This is a genomic window from Coleofasciculus sp. G3-WIS-01 (genome assembly GCF_040223135.1).
In the GTDB taxonomy this organism is placed as follows: Bacteria; Cyanobacteriota; Cyanobacteriia; order Cyanobacteriales; family Coleofasciculaceae; genus Coleofasciculus.
On sequence record NZ_JAVJZI010000057.1, the window covers coordinates 1 to 21402 of the forward strand.

Here is a 21402-nt window from a genome sequence, read left to right on the forward strand (position 1 = left end):
TAAGTTGACACCAATGCACGTCGGTGCGCCCCTACCCGCAGGAATCTAATGGGCGTTTTTGGGCAAGTTTGGCGGAATATTAAAAAATATAGTCAGTATTTATACTCAAAAATGCCGAAATCTACATAATTTAAAGCTTTCAACGTTCCATATCTGGCAATCAACCATTAGAATAATGCAGTGAAACTTCGAGCCGGTGGGTGTTTCAGGCATTTTTCCCTGAAACCCCTGGTTTTGGGGGTCAAATACTGAACTCTAGACTAATGGGTTAGAGTAAGCGTTGACCTTGGATTCGCGCAGAAATAAGGAGATTTATGATGAACAAGGGCGAATTAGTGGATAAAGTGGCGGAAAAAGCTGCTGTGACCAAAAAACAAGCGGATGCGGTGTTAACTGCGGCATTGGAGTCAATTATGGAAGCTGTCTCTGAGGGCGATAAAGTCACCTTGGTTGGCTTTGGTTCCTTTGAATCGCGGGAACGAAAAGCCCGTGAGGGACGTAATCCCAAAACCGGCGATAAGATGGAAATCCCAGCGACGAAAGTGCCCGCGTTTTCTGCAGGTAAACTGTTTAAGGAAAAAGTTGCTCCTCCCAAGTAAGGGTGTAGTTAGACCTGATTGGTGAAGATAACAGAGAATGTAGAGACGCGCCATGGCGCGTCTCTACTGATTTTAAGGAGAATTTATCCTTGAAACGACCTATTCACGGGGGAAATCTAGCCTGGGCGGCGGCGCGGGCAGGTTGTTCCCCTTCCCTGATTCTGGATTTTTCGGCGAGTATCAATCCTTTGGGACCGCCAAAATGTGCGATCGCGGCGATTGAGTCTCATCTTGATAAGTTGGTGGCTTACCCTGAACCGGATTACTACCCATTACGGGTGGCTCTGAGTCAACTCCATCCCACGCTGAACCCTGACTGGATTCTACCGGGGAATGGCTCGGCTGAGTTGTTAACCTGGGCAGCCAGGGAACTCTCACAATTGGCGGAAACGATTATCCTGACTCCAGCCTTTAGTGACTACCAACGGGCGCTCAGGGCGTTTAATGCCAGAATCAGGGCGTGTCTTTTATTCGGAAGTCATCCATTCGTGGAATTCGTAGGGGCGAAGCATTCGCGCCCAGATCTATCGGTTTTCTACCCAAATTTCAACGCGAATGCTTCGCCCAATGCCCAATCCCCAATTACCAATTACCAATCCCCTGATTACCAATCCCCAATCCCAAAATTAGTCTCTGGCAAAGATCAGGGTTTGCTGCTGAATAATCCTCATAATCCGACGGGTCAATTATGGGATACAGCTAGCCTGCTGCCTTATTTGGAGCAATTTGCCCTAGTGGTTGTGGATGAAGCCTTTATGGACTTTTTGCCACCGGATCAGCAGCAAAGCCTGATTCCTTGGGTGCAGGATTATCCAAATCTGGTTATTTTGCGATCGCTGACTAAATTCTACAGCCTCCCCGGACTCCGTTTAGGTTATGCTATTGCCCATCCTGAGCGCCTACAACGCTGGCAACAGTGGCGTGATCCTTGGTCTGTCAATGTTCTCGCTGTCGCGGCAGGTAGGGCTGTGGTGCAGGATCAGGCATTTCAACAACAAACTTGGGATTGGCTACCCGCCGCGCGATCGCTCCTTTTTCAAGGGTTATTATCGTTACCAGGGTTACATCCCTATCCCAGCGCGGCTAACTTTTTGCTGGTTCGCTCAGAATACTCCTGTTCCCAACTTCAGGAAGATCTACTTAAGTACCACCGTATTTTAATTCGGGATTGCTTGAGCTTTCCGGAATTGGGCGATGGTTATTTTCGAGTTGCTATTCGGACTCAAGGGGATAATCAACGTCTATTGGATGCTTTGAAAGCTGTTATAAGTTATGAATTATGATGCAATTATTTTTTCAACGCAGAGGTACGCAGAGGTTAGCGCAGAGGGACGCAGAGGTATTGGAGGTATTTGGGTGAAAATTTTATAGATTTGGAGAAATAATCGGGAATGATAAATGAGAAATGAAGAATGACAAATGACTATGACCTTATTGTAATTGGTGATAGCAGGGCTGGCGCTTATGCTGCTCTGGCTGCATCTCAATTAAAGGCTCGTGTTGCTTTGATTGAACCTGAGAACTTCCAAAGCAACTGGCTGGGTAAAGCAGCGCTATACCATCAGGTATTGATGCAGGTGGGGCGCGTTCTTCAGCAAGTACGGAAGGCATCTCAATTTGGGATTTATCCTTCTATAAATTCCTTGATTACTGATACTCCTGAGTTAAAAGAACAGTTAGTCAATAAACTAGGGGAAGCCGGGGAATTATCTAGAGACTTGCCATGGCACTTCTGGGACGCAGAGAAAGAGGATGTTAAAATGGATCTGAGTCCTTTTGAGTCAACCTTCTACTTTCCTACTGTACAAATTACTGAAGCCATGGAATGGGCAAACATGGTGGTTTCTACTTGTTCTGAAGCCACTTCTCCAGCAATTTTGGCATCTTTAGGTGTGGATGTCATTTCTGGAGACGGAGAATTTTTCCGCTTACCTCACCTAGGCTTTGTTGTCAATAACCGACGCTTGCGGGCAAGGGCATATTTAATTGCAACTGGCTCTTGTGCTGAAATTCCTGATATCGATGGGTTAGATACTACCAGTTATTTTACCCCAAGAAATATCTGGAATCATGTAGATAAGTCTAGAGACAAAGTTATCGGGGCGGGTTTGACTAATTGGGTTCCTCCAGAAAGCGATAACATAAAATCTACCCCTCTGGGAGAACCGGAGGAGCTAGAAGAAATTTCTCCCTTTCAGTTACAGAAACATTGGTTAGTTGTTGGTAGTAATCCTAATGCTGTTGAACTAGCTCAAACATTAGCGCGGCTGGATTACCAGGTGACACTGGCGGTGAGTGAGGCTCATATTTTTCCTCAAGAAGATTCAGAGGCGTCGTGTTTAGTTCAAGCGCAATTGGAAGCTGAGGGAATTCGTGTTTTGACTCAAAGTTCAGTAACTCAGATAAGGTTGATTGAGGAGAGAAAATGGGTGCAAGTGGGAAATCGAGCCATTGAAATTGATGAAATTCTTTGGGCGACGGGTCAAACGCCTAATATTGAATCCTTAAATTTAGCAGGGGTTGGTGTTAAGTTTTCCCGAAAAGGGTTGAAAGTCAACCAAAAACTGCAAACGACTAATCCCCGTATCTATGCTTGTGGTGATGTGATTGGTGGTTATCAATTTGAGCATATTGCCAAATATGAAGCGAATATTGCGATAAAAAATGCTTTATTTTTTCCCTTATGGACTGTAGATTATCAGGGGATTCCCTGGGCAATTTTTACTGATCCAACTTTAGCACGGGTGGGGTTAACGGAAGCGCAAGCCAGAGAGCGTTATGGGAAGGAGGTTTGGGTGGTGCGACACTATTTCAAGAGTTTGGATAAGGCGCAAATTATCGGGGAAACAACTGGGTTTTGTAAGCTGGTGGTGCGTCGGAATGGGACGATTTTAGGTGGGTTAATTGTGGGTACAGGTGCAGATGAATTGATTGGTGCGATCGCGCTGCTGATTCGTCATAAAATTAAGGTGGGATCATTGGCTAAAATTCCCCAAGCTTCGCCTACAATGTCAGAGATTCTTTCTAAAACAGCACAGGAGTGGCAACGTCAACGTTTAGAGCGGAATCAGATGTTACAAAATCTACTGGAAGGCTTTTTTAACTGGCGACGAAATTGGTGAAAACACAGATTACACAGAGGGGATGATACTTTCCCGAACACTGAATAGGAGGGACACAGATTACACAGAGAACTAAATAATTCCCCGACAAGCTGTTAAATATTTGTAAAACGATTCTAATGCTGTTAAACCTGTGCGATCATCATATAGTCGATGATGGTTTTGATAAGTCTTATTCACAATAGATTGTCGCCAATCACTGTCTAAACCCAGCCGCACGGCTATCTCGATATACTCAGCTTCATCATTGGCAATTGTTTCTGTTATTCCCATCATTTTTAATATACCAGATGCGTGACGACCGCGCATAAATTCACCCGGACAGGTTACTACAGGTAAACCGCAGGCAATTGCTTCTAATGTGGTATTTCCCCCAGACCAACTTAAGGTATCTAGAAAAATATGGGAGACTAAATTAAGATTAATGTAACTTACCCAGTCCTGTTTGGGTAAAATTATACAGTAATCTTGATAATTGAGACTAATCTGAGTAAATACTTGTTGCAAACGGGCTTTAAATTGGGCAGTAATCCGAGAACTGGGAGAGGCAATAAAGACAAATTGGGCGTGGGGTACTCGTTGAGCAATTTGGGCAAAAATAAAGTCAAACTGGGGCAGATATTTAAATAATGATTGGCAAGATAGATAAATAACGGCATCCTCGCTAAGCTGAAAGTCTGATCGGGTTTTGTTCGGGTTTTGTATCGATGGCTTTTCGTAACAAATGCCGATATTTGGCAGAGGAATCAGTTGTTCGCTATAGTGATATTTGGCTTTGTCTGGCTCCATTAATTCACTCGATAGAAAGTAATCAATGGTAGGTAAACCCGAGGTTACTGGATGCCCCCAGGTCACGCATTGTACCGGGGCTAGCCTCAAGCCAGCAATGAGACTGGTCAAGCCATCCATGCTGATATCGGTAAATACGAGGATATGGAGTTGATCGGCGAGGATTTGTTGGCAGACGGCATCTAAGTTGCCATAAATGTGATAGAATTTATCACTATACTTTTTGAATTCTTGTGTTATAAAGTCGGCTTTATGACCGATGTGGTAAGTATAAATTTCAAAGCTCTGTTTATCGCTATTTTTTATCCAGCCTAAGGTTAATTTCCCAACGGTATGTCCGCGAAAATAAGCCGAAATATAACCGACACGGATTTTATCAGTGGGATTAAGTGGGGGTAAGGATAGAGGCGTTGCCCACTGGGGATAATGGGTAGCGATCATTTGATGAACTAATGTTCCATATTTCCGTTGTACGCCTCGGTCATTTAATCCTTGATACCCTAGGTAGAAGCTGAAGGCATGTTTGGCTAATGCTTTGACTGCTTGTGTTCTCTGAACAGCGGTATATGAGGCGATTTGTTGTTGTAAGTAATTGAGTCCCTGGCAAAAATGCTGACGCCAAATGGAAATTTGTCTCTGATTTTCGTAGAGAATGGGTAAGACAAGTTGATTCTGCCATTGAGCTTCAATCAAATCCGGTTTAAGTTGAAACGCTTTTTGGAAGTAGGGAATTGCCTCGTTTATTTGGTTTTGACTCGCTAAGGCAAGTCCTAGGTTGTGGTTGGCTTCAGGATGAGTGGCATTTAGACGCAGGGCTTGTTGTAAATAATTTGTGGCTTTCTCGAACTGATTTTGGGGTAATAGTGTGCAACCTATGCCCACATAAGCCTTGAAAAATTTAGGATCTAGGGTTAAGCTTTTTTGATAATGGCTGAGGGCGTCCTGAAATTGAGCTTGTTCGAGGAAAGCATTGCCTAAGTTATAGTGCGCTTCAGGGGTGTTAATTTGGAAGAAAATTGCCTGCTGGTAATAGAAAATCGCTTCTTTGAGTTGACCCAATAGGTGCAGGGATTCGGCTAGTTTAAGATAAGCATCCCCATAGTTGGGCGCTAGGCTAACTGCCCAACGAAAGGATTGTATGGCGGCGTTGAGTTGCTGGTGCTGGATTAGAGCATTGCCTAGGTTATAGTAAACGCCAGGATTATTCGGACTCAGGGCAAGGGACTTTTGGTAATGCGCGATCGCAGGTTCACTTTGTCCCTGTTCTAAGAGGGCGTTGGCTAAGTTACAGTGTACATCTGGATCACTAGGATTGAGTTGAAGTGCCTTTTGATACTGTTCAATCGCCGCCGATAGGTTACCGTTCTGTTTGAAGGCATTGCCTAGGTCGTAATGGGTTGAACTGTGATTGGGCTTCAGCGCGATCGCTCGTTGGTAGTAGGAAATGGCTTGAGTTAACTCTCCAGAGGCGTGTAGCGCCGCCGCTAGGCTGTAGTAAATTTCCCCATAGTCGGGGATGAGAGTAATCAACCGACGATAACAGGCAATCGCTTCATCAAGCCGCCCCAGTTGGTGAGCAATCGTACCCAGGATATGCAACGCTTCAGTGGAATCCGGTTGCTCTGAAAGAATTTGGCGACAGAGCAATTCAGATCGATGGAAGTCACCCGTCTGGTATGACTCGAAGGCGGTAACTAGGGTATCGGAGATCGGACTCATACAGAATGATGCCTACTGAAGTGGCTACGGGTTTTAGGGTAAGGCAGAAACTATTGTGTGATTTTATCGAGTTTTTTACTTTTTGAGTTTAACTTAGCAGATGAAGCCGAAAAATAAAGGGCTTTTTAAGGGTGTAACGGCGATTAACGCCAAGCCGGAATGTAGAAGTAAGCCGATTACTCCGGTAAGACGGTTGGACTTGGAAAATTTAGGAGGTAATGCTGTGAAGTTAAAGATTGTCGCTTTTTCTCTGTTGTTGGGTTTGGCATCATTGTTGGGAGCTTGTCAGGCGGAGACGACTGCACCTGAGGAGCCTGCTTTAGAAGAGCAAAATCCCGCAGGTGAAACCGAGGTTATGCCAACAGAGGAAGAAACCGAGGCTATGCCAACAGAGGAAGAAACCGAAGGTATGCCCGCAGAGGAAGAAACTGAGGCTATGCCAACAGAGGAAGAAACTGAGGCTATGCCAACAGAGGAAGAAGAAGAAGAAACTGAGGCTGTACCATAACCCTAGCTTGATCAGTATGTGAGCTTACCTTGGGAGCGACAAGTCATAGAAACAGGTGTCACAGATGAGACTTTTACTGGTGGAAGACGATGAGCGCATTACCGATGCCCTAGAAGAAGATCTCACCGATCAACATTATGCAATCGATGTGGCGCATGATGGGGAGGAGGGGTTAGATTTCGCTGATTCTGTCACCTATGACTTAATTTTGCTGGACATTATGTTACCCAAAATTGATGGGATTACACTCTGTCGGCGACTACGCTCCCAAGGCTGTAGCACTCCGATTCTGATGCTAACGGCTAAGGATACCATTACTGATAAGGTTATGGGATTGGATGCAGGAGCTGATGACTATTTGGTTAAACCCTTTGACTTGCAAGAGTTATCAGCTCGCATTCGAGCTTTACTGCGTCGGGGTGTTTCTACTGCACCGCCAGTATTGGAGTGGGGAAAGCTGCGTCTAGATCCGAGTACCTGTGAAGTTTTTTATGAAGATAATCTCTTATCGCTTTCACCCAAAGAATATTCGTTGTTAGAATTTTTCTTACGCCATGGTCGTCGTGTATTTAGCCGCGCTCAAATCTTAGAACACCTTTGGCCCTTTGAGCGACTCCCAGAAGAAGCGACGGTTAAAGCTCATATCCGCAGTTTACGACAGAAACTTGAAGCCGGCGGCGCTCCTAGTGATTTGATTGAAACGGTTTATGGTTTGGGTTATCGTTTGAAACAGTAATTATTGGTGATTCATTGTTCAGGGCGCATTGGAGGTAATGTTATCGTTAATAGTTGGCGATCGCAGCACATAAACCCGCCCCCACACTCAGTCAGGGCTGGTTTTGAACAAGTGTTATTATTAATAGCGAAACGAAAACACATAAACCCGCCCCTACAAACTATATCCATTGAGGGTCACGAACGGTCAAAACTCAAAACTCAAAACTCAAAACTGATAATGTTTCAAGGTATACGATGGCGTCTATTGTTGTCTTACCTAACTGTAATGGCAGCAATTTTGAGTTTCTTTGGTACGGGAGTTTATGTCTTTGTTAGCCGCAATCTTTATGATCAACTGGATAAAAAATTACTGACTCTGGCTCAAGCCGCCGCCGCCTCGTTCACTCCTGTCAAAATGAAGGGTTCTCAATATCTTAATCAAGTTGATGCGGTTCCCTGGCGTGATATTTTTAATCGGGATCAGCAAAGTTTAGAATGGTTTGATGCCAAGGGTAAACTTTTGGCAAGTCGAGGCGCCCTAGAGTTGGACTCTAGACTCAGAGTCGGTTCTCAAACTCTAGAGGAGAAGCAAAAGCCTAGACAGATTCGCACGTACACCATTTCTGTGTTTAAAGATGGCTCAACCCCCAATCAACCCTCTCTAGAAGGGTATATTCGCGCCTCTCAATCGATGGAAGATATCCAAATCGTCCAGCGTCAACTGCTGTGGGGATTGGGGATGGGGGGTGTTCTGGGGTTAGGCTTAGTCGGTTTGGGCGGACTTTGGTTGACGCAGAAAGCTTTGGAGCCGATTGAACAAAGTTTTCAGCAATTGAAACAGTTTACAGCAGATGCGTCCCATGAGTTACGTAGTCCTTTGATGGCGATTAAAGCATCCGTTGATGTGATGCGAAATCATCCGGAGCGAATTCACCCCAAGGATGCGAAAAAGTTAGCGGCGATCGCTAGTGCTACTGATCAGATGAGTCATTTATCAGAAGACTTACTTTTTTTAGCCCGAACTGATCGCACAGTATCAACTCCTAGCCGTGAGAAAATTCCAATTTCTCTGAATAAATTTTTACAGAATTTGCTGGATTTGTTAGAACCTTTTGCTCAAGACAAAGAGATTACACTCCAGTCTCAGTGGCTAGCAACGGTTTCTGTGGTGGGGGATGAATCACAACTGACTCGCTTATTTTGTAACTTACTGGAAAATGCGATTCAATACACGCCTGCTAAAGGGAAAGTAGACCTAATTTTGGCAAAAACTAATCGCTTTGCTATTGTTAGTGTTAAGGATACAGGAATTGGCATTGAGCCAGAACAGTTACCCTTTGTGTTTGATCGCTTCTGGAGGGCGGACAAAGCCCGTTCTCGCCGCGAGGGGGGGACAGGGTTGGGTTTAGCTATTGCTGCTGCGATCGCGCAGCGTCATGGTGGGAAAATTACGGTGACGAGTCAGGTTGGGGTGGGTAGCTGCTTTCAGGTGCGTTTACCTGCTGTTTAATTGACTAGGGTTTTTTTTACCCGCCTCAACCTTTTATCTGGGCGAAGCATTCGCTAAGACAATTGGGTACTAGAACCGAACCATCTATGTGCGAATGCTTCGCCCCTACGATTACCCCTACGATTACCCCTACGTGTGATTACACCAATCAATGTTTTAGGGTGATAATTTCGCTTTTTTGGCACGGTTTTCCTTATACCACTGGGCGACAGCCGGAGACCATTTTTCAAAATGTAGATAGAGAAGTTCGCAGAACTTTTGCGCCTCTAGTTGAGCATCTTTTTTCCATCTTAAGTCCAAAAGGTGCATCAGCGATCGCATATTACAACTCAGGACAAAATTCTGTCTGGCGTCGAAGGGAATCAAGCCTCTAGCATGTTCTTCAGATAACCCTTCCTCTATTCGTTGCTGATACCGTTTACAAGCCTCTAAACACCACTTTATATCTTCACTCCGTTGGGCTTCAGAATAGAAATAACGCTTTCCCTGACGGTTGGTATAGTTTCCCACAGGGCGTAGGTAAAATACCTCTTCTATATCTTGCTTTCCTTGAGCAACATTAATAATTCTCTGTCCGGTATAGCGAAAGGAATTATGAACCACCATTCCATTAGCGACAAAGTTATGCCATTGACCGTCTACCTCTAAATCATAGGTCTTATGCTTACCCAAATATTCAACCTTAGTAACCTTGACAGGGTGCGCCTTAATGTTAGTACCAGCAGACTGTCGCTGAGATTGCCATTGTGATGATTCTGTGTTGCTAGCCACCGCTATACCATTACACATCACTGAGCAAGGCTTTGTGAGTTTAACAACACAGCCATCAGTAGATGTTATTAAACCAACTGCATCACCCATCCTCTGCCAACCTGCTGATGTTAACAAGCGATGATTTACGGTGCAATCAAGGGTTTTGCCATCAGCTAAAGTAACTCTGTAAACAGGCTGAATTCCACTGAATATTACATCTTTTATCTGTCCCGTTTCAAATAAACCATTTTCTTCATTAAGAACCCGTAAATACATTTTAAAGATGCGGTTTTTGCCTTCACATTGATAGTCTATAGACGGTTTTTCATTGATTCCCAGGATAGATTTTTGAGGAATGTTTTTTTCACCGTTCGTCCACCGTTCGTACAACTCTCCAATCGTTGTTCTGAGTTCTTTGGAAGTTTCGCCGTTATCGTTAACAAATGTTACTTGAGTATTAGCCGCCAGACATTGAACATCGAAGCTCACGCCAACTCTGTGGGTGCGAACTTGCTGCATCATTGAGTGAGGGAAATAGCCAACATTAAATGTAATTTGGGGGTGTTCTAAACATCCATAATGTCCTCGCTCACCCGCCAACAAATGTTTGACAATTAGTTCACCTGATCTTTCCTCAGGGGGCCAGCGATCGCGGCTATTCCAAACATAATCTTCTGAGTAATCCTGGTGCATTGCTGCCCAAACTACTTGTTGCGGATTAGGTGTCGCTGCAATTACATCAATACAAAATTTTTCCACTTCGTTATTACCTCAATATCAATCTAAGCTTTATTTTATTGACAATAAATTTATCTGGCACACTCAAGCTTACTCCGAATAAGCTGTTTGTCATTTAAACCTTAATTTCCAGACCGGGCTAAATCATTGTAGTTCGACCAACAAACTCACTAGGCTTACCCAATTTAAATACATAACAATTCAGGGGCATTGCATACCTAAAATAATGGAAGAGATTTTGCAGTTATAGCAACCGCCATGGCGGTTAAAACCCATCATTTGGTAGATACGTTTCGGCGGAACGTCTATACAACAGTTCGCTTGTTCTAATCGATGTGTCTACTGCTATACAGCGCTTTGCGCTGTAATAAAGTACAGTAGATAAAAGTCCCCCTTTTTAAGGGGGATGCGAGGGGGATCGACAATGTACCGCATAGCAGAGCAAACTGCTATAAATCGGGCGCAAGCCTTGCGCCCCTACAGTTTTTCGACATAAGCTTCATCCATATTGATTAGGTGTTTTATGCCAATATATACAAGATTATATCGTAATTATACCTACTCTCACCTGTCAAACTAATGATCAAACTTTGGAAAAAACTACCTTTTCCGGCTGATCTTGATATTTCCCTTTACGTTGCTCATACGTCACCGAACATAGCTCGGATTCAAAAAAGAGCAATTGGACGATGCCCTCATTGGCATAAATCCGACAATCTGCGGGAGAACTATTGCTAACTTCCAAGGTTAAATGACCTCGCCAACCTGCTTCAGCGGGAGTTAGATTGGCAATGATACCGGCTCTGGCATAGGTACTTTTACCAATACAAAGAACCGTGACATTTTCTGGCACGGCAATGCGTTCCAATGCGACGCCAAGACCATAACTATGTCCAGGGAGAATAAAATAGTTTCCCTGTTGATCATGATGTAATTGAGTCGGTTCTAAGTTTTCTGGATTAAAGTTTTTTGGATCAACTACCGTACCCGGAATATGCCGAAAAATACGGAACTCCACAGGTGAAAGCCGGATATCGTAGCCAAAGCTGCTCAAACCATAGGAGATAACATTTAGCGTATCAACGCGACGAACTAATTTTGGCTCAAAAGGTGTAATCATACCCTTTTGAGCCATTTGAGTAATCCAAGTATCGTTCTTAATCATCGCAGGTAACTATAGCCGACTTACTAGGATAACCTGAATGGGAACCAATTGACTTATTTTATTGGGAAGCTGCAAAATATTCACATAACAAAGGTACAACATTATCAAACCATCTCAGTTGCGCTCCACTCCAGGTATTGGTTTTAGATGTGGCTAGCAGAGCTCGCCCGTATGCTTTTCCTTTCTCGGTGAGTCGTCGCTCCCTCGAACCCGGTTTTGTCCATTCCTGAATGCCTAATTCATGGAGGGCGGCGTTGACTTGAGCGGCTTTAACTTTTCGTCCTAATTGCTCTGACACCTTCTCAGCGACTTGGGAGGCGATCATCCCGGAGGGTTCCTCAACCGAATGAGTGACTAAAAGCTGCTGCGCTTGATTCGCAGCACTGGCTAAAGCCGGAAAACGCTGGGTAAGTACATTCAATTTCCAAGACGCGATCGCACGTTGATCCAATCCCGCTTCCTCTAGCCATTTGGCGATTAAACTTAAACCCTGATCTAGTTGCTGGAGTTGATTATCCAGGGGAAATTCATCTGTTTGGGGTAATTGCGCGATCGCAGCTTCTATGTCTTTGGGATAGGGAGTCTCAACTGGCTCTATATCACTTGCTGTTTTAATTTGGAGAGTCTCTAAGGGTATAGAATTCGCCGCTTCTACCAAAGCCTTTGCCGTCTCATTCCCACCATCGGCTTGATGTTGCCAAAACGCTACGGCTGCATCCCAGGATGATAACGCGATTGGTCTAGGCTTGTCCGGTACCACAGCCTTGACTGTTTCTGGTAACTCGTTTTCTTTTGACTTACAAAATTTTTGCGCTGTCCCCTTGCTTTTTCCCACAACTTCGGCGATTTGCCTGTGGGTGAACAACAAACGCTGATCCTGAGCGGAGGTTAGCTGGTAACCAGAAACCTCAATGTTTCCAAGCTGGAAACGAACCGCTCTCGCTTCCGCTGCCATGTCACTTTACCTTGAATGAGCGACAAAAAACTTTCCTGTACAACATTGTACAGGGGTTTGGTTACCAAGCCCCTACTAAGGCTGATGACTGCGACGAATTTCTGTGATTTGGTCAGCCACCTCTAGAAGTTCTGGTGGCATATCGGGCCCTGTGAGAATAATATCTACTGAACTGGGGCGACTTTCCAGAAATCTCAATACTTCAGTTAGGGGGATTAAGCCGTAGTTGATGGCTAAACTCAATTCATCGAGGACAACGACAGAGTATTTCCCCTCATACACCACCTGCTGAGTATGATGCCACAACTGCTTGAGCGATTTATGTTCTGCCTCATCTAATTCTGGGGTATCGATATATCGTGGCAAATCACAACGAATCCATTCTAAATACTGTCCCAACCGAATCGGATGCTTGTGTCCTTGACCAATACCCCCTTTGAGAAACTGAACCACCAGCACGGGTGTCCCCTGTCCAGCGATTCTCAAGCCTTGGGCAATCACATTGGTAAAAAAGCTGCGCTGGGAACTGGTAAAGACTTGTATCAGCCCTTCTAGGTTGTAGGTTAGGTGAGGCGCTGAATTAAGGGTCGGAGTTTCTAACTGGGAAACCATAGTTAACAATTAAAGAGAAATAAATCTGATAGACACCCTTCAAGCCTTCCTTGATCAGTGTCTCATGGTCGCTTTTTCTAGCTTTTTGGCAGTGCAGCTTTTTGGCAGAACGCGCTTTCAATCATGCCTGAGTCGCGATCGCCTGTTTCTGCTACTATTCCACCGAATCCTTTTGGGTTGAGGATTCTAGCCGTTTACAACTTAACTCAATTTTAGTAATTCTTTCCTTCTCCCCTATCCCTGCCTACATTGTCACTGTATCACAAAACCCACAAGTACTTCAAGAAACCTAACTAGAAATCCAATCAATGCAGCGAACAAGATATAGCGTATTTTTTTCAGTGGCATCCCTAATCAAACACCATATCTACAAGTCCGTCAAGAGTAAGTCGGTGAGAATGTTCATCCAGGGGGATTCGTGGCAAAATGACGGTCAGTAGTCACTAGCGTCAAAACCTGCCCAGATGCAAAGGATTTGTGCAACATTGATGAAAGACTTGTCCAGGCTAGGAACAGAGGAGCTATTATCGTGAGACTAGTGATTCTGGGAGGTCCAGGGTCAGGGAAAAGCACACAGGCGCGACAGTTGTGTCACCATTTGGGGATCGTGGAGATTTCCAGTGGTAACATTTTGCGTCGTGCGATCGCATCTCAAACCGATTTAGGTCAAAAGGCTCAGCCCTACGTCGAGAAGGGAGAATTAGTCCCTGACGAAATCCTGATCGAATTCATGCGCCAGCGCCTGCTACAACCTGACACGGCGAAAGGTTGGGTGCTAGAAGGGTATCCCCGTACCGCTTTCCAAGCCGAGGAATTAGATTTTCTCCTGGAGGAGTTAAATCAACAGCTAGATTGGGCAATTTACTTAACCGTACCCAAATCCGTAATGATGACTCGTTCCGTGGAGCGATCGCAAAACTATGCTAAAGATAGCACCACATCAGCCAAGTCTCGTCTGGATGACCATCCCGAAATTGTCCCGCGCCGCATCGAGTTATTCCACGAACGCACAGTCCCCATCCTGGAGTACTATGACTATCGTCAAAAGCTGTTGACGATAAACGGCGACCAACCGCCAGAGCAAGTTCAGCAAAATATGTTGCACAAACTTGAACTGGACAATTAACCTTTTTTAACTAAACCCCGTTCTGACTCAGAAGTATTACCATGTCTTGGCAACGTCCTGATCATCGTCAACCTAACCAACTCCGTCCCATCAGTTTTGTCCCTGGATTCACTAAATTTGCATCAGCTTCTGTCTTAACCAAGTGCGGTGATACCCAGGTATTATGTAATGTCACCATTCAGCCGGGAATCCCTCGATTTCTGGAAGGAACAGGGAGTGGTTGGTTAACCGCCGAGTATCGGATGCTTCCCGGCGCCACACCCCAACGCCAAACCCGTGAATTACTCAAATTATCGGGTCGAACTCAAGAAATTCAACGATTGATTGGACGCTCTTTAAGAGCGGCTGTAGATTTAACCGCCTTGGGTGAACGCACGGTGATGGTGGATGCGGATGTCCTGCAAGCCGATGCGGGAACCCGTACCGCTTCAATTACTGGGGGATACGTCGCCCTGGCTGAGGCTTTGGATAAATTAGTCCAAGCTGGAGAATTAGAGCGCTCGCCAATCCGTCACCAAATCGCGGCGGTTTCTGTGGGACTGTTGGAGGGTGAACCATTTTTAGATTTGAACTATCAAGAAGATGTCGCCGCGCAAACGGATTTTAATGTTATCATGAACGACGAATTGAATATTATTGAAATTCAAGGAACGGCGGAAGAAGAAAGCTTTAGTCGGACTCAGCTTAATCAGTTAATTGATATGGCAGAAATAGGCATTAAGGAGTTGTTAGACGCTCAACGTCACGCCCTGAGCTAATCTGGATTTTAAGTTGTTAGTATGAAACGATGGATTGGGTAAGTGGTATAGCTGGATGACAAGGGGCAACTTTTGCCAAACTAATATGTAATAGATGTAATCATTACCCAAACAGTCATGACTCAGAGTCCTATCGCTGATTTACCACCACCACCTTTTCCAGACCATACTCAACTTCCTGAGTCTGATGGTACATTTGTGAAGAATTTTCAAGAACACCCTCAAAGCCTAATCCTAACCGATTCAATTGGAGCAGTTTTACAACGACTGCATCCTGATGGACAATACGCCATTGGACAAGATTGTGGGATCTACTGGCGAGAAACTGATCCACCGGAACAAGGGGCTGAAGCACCAGATTGGTTTTATGTCCCCAATGTTCCGCCTAAGTTAGGCGGAAAAATCCGTCGTTCCTATGTGTTGTGGCGGGAATTTATCGCACCCTTAATCGCATTGGAATTTGCTTCAGGGGATGGTTCCCCGGAACGCGATCGCACGCCACTATCGTTTTCAAATCAAGCCCAAACAACGAAACCAGGGAAGTTTTGGGTCTATGAACGGATTATGCGAATTCCCTATTATGGTATCTACGAAATCAATCAGGAAAGGTTGGAACTGTATCACCTCGTCAATGGGTTTTATGAACCCTTAAGAGCCAATGAACGGGGTCATTATGCGATCGCGCCGTTGGGAGTAGAGTTGGGACTATGGGAAGGATGCTATCAAAATCAAACTCAATGCTGGTTACGCTGGTGGGATGCACAAGGAAATCTCTTGCTAATTGGTGATGAACGCGCCCAGCAAGAACAGCAGGCGCGACGGGATGCAATCCCTCGGTTGTTGGATATGGGGTTGAGTGTGGAACAAGTGGCGGAGGCGCTGGGGTTTGAGGTGCAGGAAGTGAGAGCGATTTCTCAAAGGTAAATAGGTGGGAAAATTTAAAGTTAATCTCCAACAGTTTGTTCGATCCAGTGGATATGCTGCATCAATAATTGAGTTAAGTCATAACGTTCCAGAATCGTTTTTCGCCCTTGAACTCGCAGCGCCGCCATACTATCAGGATGATTCAAGACTTCTTCCACCCGTTCAGCAATGTTTTGGGGCGAAAAAAAGTCGGCTAATAAACCATTCACGCCATCCTGGATGACCTCAGTTACAGGTGCTGTATTCGACGCAACAACTAAACACCCCGTTGATAAGGCTTCTAGCATTGACCAGGATAAAACAAAGGGACGGGTTAAATAAATATGAACCGCTGAGGCTTGTAACACTTGTAGATAGTCTGGATAGGGAAGTAACCCGGTAAAATGAACGCGGTTGAGATCCAATGGAAAATTTTCCAGCATGACATCTTTATAGGTTTTGCCATCTGGAAGGGATTTCCCATAAGCGACACGATTTTCGCCCACGATAACTGCATGACAATGGGGGCGTTTTTCTTGCAGTAAAGCAATGGTTTCTATCAACTGGGGAAAGCCGCGATAGGGTTCCATTCCTCTGGCGACATAGGTGACAAGTTCTTTGACGTGAGATAGGTCTAAATTTAACCGAGGGAGGACTAATTTGTGTCCCGGTTTCGGTTGAAAAAAGTTAGTGTCAATTCCATCATGGTGTACTGTAATTTTATCCCGATACTCTGGGGGGAACTGTTGGTGCTGCCAATGGGTGGGAGAGAGTCCGCGATCGCAACTGTACAAATCAATCAGAATCGGCGCATTTTTGATCCGAATCCGGGCTTCATCGTTGGCGTTAAGGGGTTCTGCTGGATCGAAGTCCGCGTCTGAACCATGAGCGTGATAAAACCACTCGAAATAGCATAATAGTTTCGCCTTGGGAAAACTGTCTTTGATAAAGAAGGTAGGACCCCAACCGGAATGACCGTAAACCACATCGGGGATAAACCCTTGGGCTTTGAGTTGTTCACACAGGCGATAAACCCCTTGCCCTTGCAGCACCGCATTTTCCAAGGGGCGGACGTAGTGATGGGTTTCTGGACGGGCTTGGCGGGATGGTGCATAGATGGCTTTGACAACACCAGGTAATTGACCTTCTTTGCGGGTTGTACCAAAGACGACTTGGTGACGCGGGTTTTGCGCCAAGATAACGGCTAGGTGGCGGAATTGGGCGGGAAAATTGGAATGCAAAAATAAGATTCGCATCAGGTGATGGTTCGTAGTCTGGGATACAGTTTTTTTCTTGTTGGCTTATTCCTCGACAACTTGGTGATCTCCTGATCAATTATCACCGATTGGGGATTCCTAGAGAGTATAGTCTATCGGTGATAATTAAAACTTTTCTTAGGAGTGGGTTTAGATGAGAGATTTGTTGCTTTACAGAACGTTACGGGCAAAAAAACTGTGAGAATAATTCTCATTTAGAAACGAGTTTGCGTTGGTTCAGCGATTTGGTAAAATTAAAAATTGTGGCTTAGTATATTTAATTTTAAACAAATCCGGCTCACCAGTCCCTGAAATGCCTGATTTAGCGAGAATGCTGCGCTAAATTAGCACATATAGGCGCAAAAAAACGTAGAAGTTGGATGCATGTATTTTTGTAAAAAATAGAATCTTTTTTTGACATTAGCAATTTAATGTAGTATGATTATGCCGCCATGGTGAAGTTAGAGGTGTTTTCAATAGGACTAAACGTGCCATATTAGTCGTCGAACAGGCTCTCCCGACGTCTGTTTAGTCTCAAATTTCGTCATGCTCTCAAGGATTAAGAGGCAAAAATTATTTAAAATAAACAACAGAGGCATAAAGTCTTTTTGGATCAAATCAAAATGAATAAACCTGACCATGAATAACCCTGTACGTCTTCAAACAGTCCTTGAATATTGCTGGTATCGGAGCCGTTTACCCCAGCTTTAAAGGCACACAAGTTGAGAGGTAAGTTAGAGGGTTTATGGGCTTGTTGGGTTGAGTATGATTGCGGTTACTACACTGCACCTTGGCGAATCATCTCAAAACCGTAGACATAGATATCGGCAATTTTATAGCGTTGCTCATTATCACGCCATTCAGCAAGACCAATTTCGTTCAGCCAATCTGCAAATTCATCAAATGGTGATAGGACATTCTGCGCTGATTCCTGCCACACGGTTTGCAATTCTTCTCTCGTAGGTAGAGCTGAAACACCTTTGAGATGATCAAAAAATCTCCGCAAATCAGGATATTCCTCTTTAATCGCATTGCAGCGCTCTTCTGATGCTTTTTTCAATCCAATTTCTAATGACTTTCCTCGAAGTAAACGGTCTGTAGGCGATTGAATTGATGTTTGTCCTCTGTAGGTTAGCTCTTGCTCTTTTGACCCCTTGAGCAATAAACTTAAACTCCGAGGAAAAGTAGTGCCACTTGAGTCTGTTAAACGTTCATAGACCCACCTGGATACATATTTAGTCTTTTGACCACGTCTTCGACGACTTCCCCAAAGCAATTCCAATGCTCGATCAATTGTTTCTTCACTAGCTTGATCTATGCTTTCAACGGGAGAGAATCGATCAACTAAGCTTTTGAAATCGTTTGATTGGATTGCCTGTCGAAGTGCTAATCGCAGAAAATCGATCCTTGTCCACTGTAAGAGAATATCACGTCCATTAAAGTGACTCTTATTATCAAAATTTAGTCTAGTCCAAATATCTTCTCTCAAGAATATCTTAAATCTAATTGCCACTGTCCTCCGTGCTTCACAGGCTTGGATAAGCTGGAATAAACCAGTCAATGCTTGGTGTCTTACCTCACCAACTTCAGGAAAATCTTCATCTAAATCATCATAGAGAAACCAAAGGGTTTCAGATTTACTTTTAGCTTGTTCATCAATAAGATCTATTGCATCTTTGACGATAAGCCGTAAACTTGAATCAGTGGACAAATTAATCAAAGTTTGAGTATACTCATATTGCCATTTGTCTCCGGGTAAATCTTTTAAAATTGCTTTCAAGTTATTAAACTTTGCACCTTGTTTACCTCGAGGAAACTTAAAATAATTTTCTTTAAATAATCTAAGCAGTAAATAAGCTCTCCAAAAAGCTTCCCATGATCCTTCTTTTCTCTGTAATTCTTTATGAATCGTTTTGAATTCATCGCGAGATGGGCGGCTATCATGAAATCTACCATGACCGGAAAAGCCAACTGTATTATCTAACCGACCATGAGCTAGTTTTTGAGCAACACTTTTATGTTTAAGTAGAAGCCAATACAGAGCAGTTTTACCCGTTCCTTTCCGACCCCTGATCAGACAATTCATATCATCTAAAAATCGTTCAAAATCAGTAGTGCGCTGAAACAGGAGACTCAGTTCTTGCTTGGGATCAGCTGCGTTGACTTCCGGAAATTCAAGACTTTCAATAATTTCCCAGCGATGCTCTGCGCCAGTTAAAATGCTTTTGCGTTTAAGCTCATCAGTTTCCTCATCAATTAGATTAGCGATGCGAGTATAATAATCTACCAACGCTGGTACAGGATAGCTATCAGCCAAAGCAATTGGCGAAAGGTAGGGAACTACTAGCGGTTCGGCTAGTTCAGGCTGAGATTCATCTAAATCTGAGTCACTATCACTCGTTTCGTCTTCATTTGTTTCATCATTGATATCCCTTGCATTCTTAATATTTTTATGCAAATTATTCCAAATTTTTCTGACTTTAGACATACCCGTTTCTGTTACATCAGGTACTGGGGTAAAAACAAAATTTATCGATATATTTTTCAGTGCCTGAATTGATTGGAGCAGCAGTTCAATTCCCTGTCTATTTTGTTCATTAGGAAATAGAAATATAATCACCTCGTCAGCAGCTTGTAGTAATGATAAAGCTCCCCATTGATTAATTCCAGTTCGCGAATCAACCAGAATAATGTCAGGTTGCAACTGCTCTTTAATTTCACGAGTGAAAACCGACCAAAGACTTTCTCCCGAGTCTACAACGGTAATAGCTCGCAGATCATCAACCTTAGAAACATAGTCTAGGTTGAGATAACCAGCGGGAACGACGAATAATCTGCCTGTGGCATTAGGCATTCTAACTTCGCCAAATATTTTAGCAACTGAAATACTAGGTTCCACTCCCTCTGGTAAGTAGGAACGCTCATAAAAATAGTCAACAATCCCATACTCCGGTTGCGGATTTAGGTTGAATGCTGTACTTAAACCTGGTGCCTCTAGATCTAAATCAACAGCAACAACTTTGCGACCGCGCATCGCCAGAATCCAAGCAACATGAGTTAATGCAGTCGTTCGACCTACTCCTCCTTTAAAAGAATAAAACGTTACTGTCCGAGGCACACGGGGTTCGCGTTGAGCAGGTTGAGGATAATTTTGCGGGTTAGCTGCCTGTAGCACTAAATCTTGCCAGGTGTATACCAAAGCTCCATTAACAACCTGTGGACGTGAAAGATTAAGAGATTCGGCTTCTTGAGGCGTATACAGGGATAAAAAACCAGGAGACAAAGACACTTTTAATTGGTGCAGTAAACTTAGTAAACTTAGCACCTGCTCCTTTCGCTGAGGTATAGATAAATCGGCAAACTGATCACTTACAATAGTCAGATTCAACAAACCTGACGTGGAAATATTTACGTCAACCCATTCCTGTTGACTTGACACATAGTGGTTGGTAATTTCCTGCTTGAGGATTCCTTGCCACGTCTCCTGCATTTTTTATCCTCCTTAAAGCTGAGTGGCTTGTTTATTTAACCACTGGCTGAGACGCTGATATGCTTCTGACCAGCGCTTGTAGCTTGTATCATCAGGCTCATTGCTACAATAACGCATATCTATGAAATGTTGGTTTGGAGTCTCAATTTCTGCTAACCATTTTCTCACCTCTGGAAAGTTCAGAACTCTAGAACGAAGTCGATTGTGCCGTTTCAACGCCTCACTGAAGCTGTGTCCTGGATTAGTGATGGTATGTCCGGGATTATTCAAGTCTGTCTTCCATTCCTGACTGGCATTCTTCGGCAGAGTAGCAAAGATCATCGCCTTGAGCAGACACTCGATAGCAACACCACCAAAATGCATAGCAGCTATTTTTCGTCTGGATTGGCATAATATTTTAGTATCGGTATGGCGCCCTATGAATGCAGCTTGGTAATCTTCCATATTTCGTCAAAGCATGATTCGTGTCTTATCGATATTTATTATGGACGACTTTAGGGACTCAATGTACGGTTCTCGTCACAGACTGGATGTAACCAGATTGGGTAGGAAGGGGGTCATTGGCAGTTAAGGACTTGAACATTGAGGAATTTCGCGAAAGTTTAAGAATGATTGCAATAAACAACCACAAAGTTGTTTTATTTTTAGGCTGAATCCCAGTCAGTAAGCAGGTTTGGGCGAT

General features: G+C 44.0%; 17 protein-coding genes. 9 read left to right on the forward strand and 8 right to left on the reverse strand.

Going from position 1 to position 21402, the window contains the following annotated elements; genetic code table 11:
- Nucleotides 1–317 precede the first annotated feature (317 nt).
- From RIM23_RS05770 to RIM23_RS05780, 3 genes are all read left to right on the forward strand, one after another.
- Nucleotides 318–599: an HU family DNA-binding protein gene (locus tag RIM23_RS05770; protein WP_446335223.1), complete on the forward strand. Its 282-nt coding sequence runs from the start codon at nucleotides 318–320 to the stop codon at nucleotides 597–599.
- 89 nt (nucleotides 600–688) lie between these two features.
- The gene (cobD, locus tag RIM23_RS05775; RefSeq protein WP_446365251.1) at nucleotides 689–1882 is read left to right on the forward strand and encodes a threonine-phosphate decarboxylase CobD; all 1194 of its coding nucleotides are present in this window, start codon (nucleotides 689–691) and stop codon (nucleotides 1880–1882) included.
- 129 nt (nucleotides 1883–2011) lie between these two features.
- Nucleotides 2012–3721 carry a dihydrolipoyl dehydrogenase family protein gene (locus RIM23_RS05780; protein WP_446365253.1) on the forward strand — a complete coding sequence of 570 codons (1710 nt, stop codon included), beginning with the start codon at nucleotides 2012–2014 and terminating at the stop codon, nucleotides 3719–3721.
- Between the two features lie 72 nt (nucleotides 3722–3793).
- On the opposite strand, the gene RIM23_RS05785 is transcribed toward RIM23_RS05780, so the two are convergent.
- Nucleotides 3794–6229 (reverse strand): tetratricopeptide repeat protein, encoded by a 2436-nt coding sequence (locus RIM23_RS05785; protein ID WP_446365259.1) that lies wholly within the window; start codon nucleotides 6227–6229, stop codon nucleotides 3794–3796.
- 100 nt (nucleotides 6230–6329) lie between these two features.
- On the opposite strand from RIM23_RS05785, the gene RIM23_RS05790 reads away from it, so the two are divergent.
- From RIM23_RS05790 to RIM23_RS05800, 3 genes are all read left to right on the forward strand, one after another.
- Nucleotides 6330–6737, forward strand: coding sequence for a hypothetical protein (locus RIM23_RS05790; protein ID WP_446365261.1), 408 nt, complete (start codon nucleotides 6330–6332; stop codon nucleotides 6735–6737).
- Between the two features lie 64 nt (nucleotides 6738–6801).
- Nucleotides 6802–7473: a response regulator transcription factor gene (locus RIM23_RS05795; RefSeq protein ID WP_446365263.1), complete on the forward strand. Its 672-nt coding sequence runs from the start codon at nucleotides 6802–6804 to the stop codon at nucleotides 7471–7473.
- Nucleotides 7474–7692: 219 nt separating this feature from the next.
- On the forward strand, nucleotides 7693–8964 hold the full coding sequence (locus RIM23_RS05800) for a sensor histidine kinase (RefSeq protein ID WP_446365265.1): 1272 nt from the start codon (nucleotides 7693–7695) through the stop codon (nucleotides 8962–8964).
- Nucleotides 8965–9120: 156 nt separating this feature from the next.
- Here RIM23_RS05800 and RIM23_RS05805 read toward each other — a convergent pair whose 3' ends face one another.
- From RIM23_RS05805 to RIM23_RS05820, 4 genes are all read right to left on the reverse strand, one after another.
- Entirely contained in the window at nucleotides 9121–10476 is a 1356-nt protein-coding gene (locus RIM23_RS05805; RefSeq protein ID WP_446365267.1) for an FAD-dependent thymidylate synthase, read from the reverse strand.
- A 562-nt stretch (nucleotides 10477–11038) separates the two neighbouring features.
- Nucleotides 11039–11620 carry a dCTP deaminase gene (gene dcd / locus RIM23_RS05810; protein ID WP_446365269.1) on the reverse strand — a complete coding sequence of 194 codons (582 nt, stop codon included), beginning with the start codon at nucleotides 11618–11620 and terminating at the stop codon, nucleotides 11039–11041.
- A 58-nt stretch (nucleotides 11621–11678) separates the two neighbouring features.
- The gene (locus tag RIM23_RS05815; RefSeq protein WP_446365271.1) at nucleotides 11679–12575 is read right to left on the reverse strand and encodes a hypothetical protein; all 897 of its coding nucleotides are present in this window, start codon (nucleotides 12573–12575) and stop codon (nucleotides 11679–11681) included.
- A 75-nt stretch (nucleotides 12576–12650) separates the two neighbouring features.
- Nucleotides 12651–13187 (reverse strand): P-loop NTPase family protein, encoded by a 537-nt coding sequence (locus RIM23_RS05820; protein WP_446365273.1) that lies wholly within the window; start codon nucleotides 13185–13187, stop codon nucleotides 12651–12653.
- A gap of 529 nt (nucleotides 13188–13716) precedes the next feature.
- Here RIM23_RS05820 and RIM23_RS05825 point away from each other — a divergent pair.
- The 3 genes from RIM23_RS05825 to RIM23_RS05835 all read left to right on the forward strand — a co-directional run bounded on the left by RIM23_RS05825 (nucleotide 13717) and on the right by RIM23_RS05835 (nucleotide 15995).
- On the forward strand, nucleotides 13717–14313 hold the full coding sequence (locus tag RIM23_RS05825) for an adenylate kinase (protein WP_446365274.1): 597 nt from the start codon (nucleotides 13717–13719) through the stop codon (nucleotides 14311–14313).
- A 41-nt stretch (nucleotides 14314–14354) separates the two neighbouring features.
- On the forward strand, nucleotides 14355–15071 hold the full coding sequence (gene rph / locus RIM23_RS05830; protein WP_446365275.1) for a ribonuclease PH: 717 nt from the start codon (nucleotides 14355–14357) through the stop codon (nucleotides 15069–15071).
- A gap of 117 nt (nucleotides 15072–15188) precedes the next feature.
- Nucleotides 15189–15995 (forward strand): Uma2 family endonuclease, encoded by an 807-nt coding sequence (locus RIM23_RS05835; RefSeq protein WP_446365276.1) that lies wholly within the window; start codon nucleotides 15189–15191, stop codon nucleotides 15993–15995.
- A gap of 20 nt (nucleotides 15996–16015) precedes the next feature.
- Here the strand turns inward: RIM23_RS05835 and RIM23_RS05840 are convergent, their stop codons facing one another.
- The 3 genes from RIM23_RS05840 to RIM23_RS05850 all read right to left on the reverse strand — a co-directional run bounded on the left by RIM23_RS05840 (nucleotide 16016) and on the right by RIM23_RS05850 (nucleotide 21164).
- The gene (locus RIM23_RS05840; RefSeq protein ID WP_446365278.1) at nucleotides 16016–17230 is read right to left on the reverse strand and encodes a glycosyltransferase family 4 protein; all 1215 of its coding nucleotides are present in this window, start codon (nucleotides 17228–17230) and stop codon (nucleotides 16016–16018) included.
- A 778-nt stretch (nucleotides 17231–18008) separates the two neighbouring features.
- The gene (locus RIM23_RS05845; RefSeq protein ID WP_446365280.1) at nucleotides 18009–20720 is read right to left on the reverse strand and encodes a ParA family protein; all 2712 of its coding nucleotides are present in this window, start codon (nucleotides 20718–20720) and stop codon (nucleotides 18009–18011) included.
- Between the two features lie 12 nt (nucleotides 20721–20732).
- A complete protein-coding gene (locus RIM23_RS05850; RefSeq protein WP_446365282.1) occupies nucleotides 20733–21164 on the reverse strand; it encodes a hypothetical protein in 432 nt (143 codons plus the stop codon).
- Nucleotides 21165–21402 lie beyond the last annotated feature (238 nt).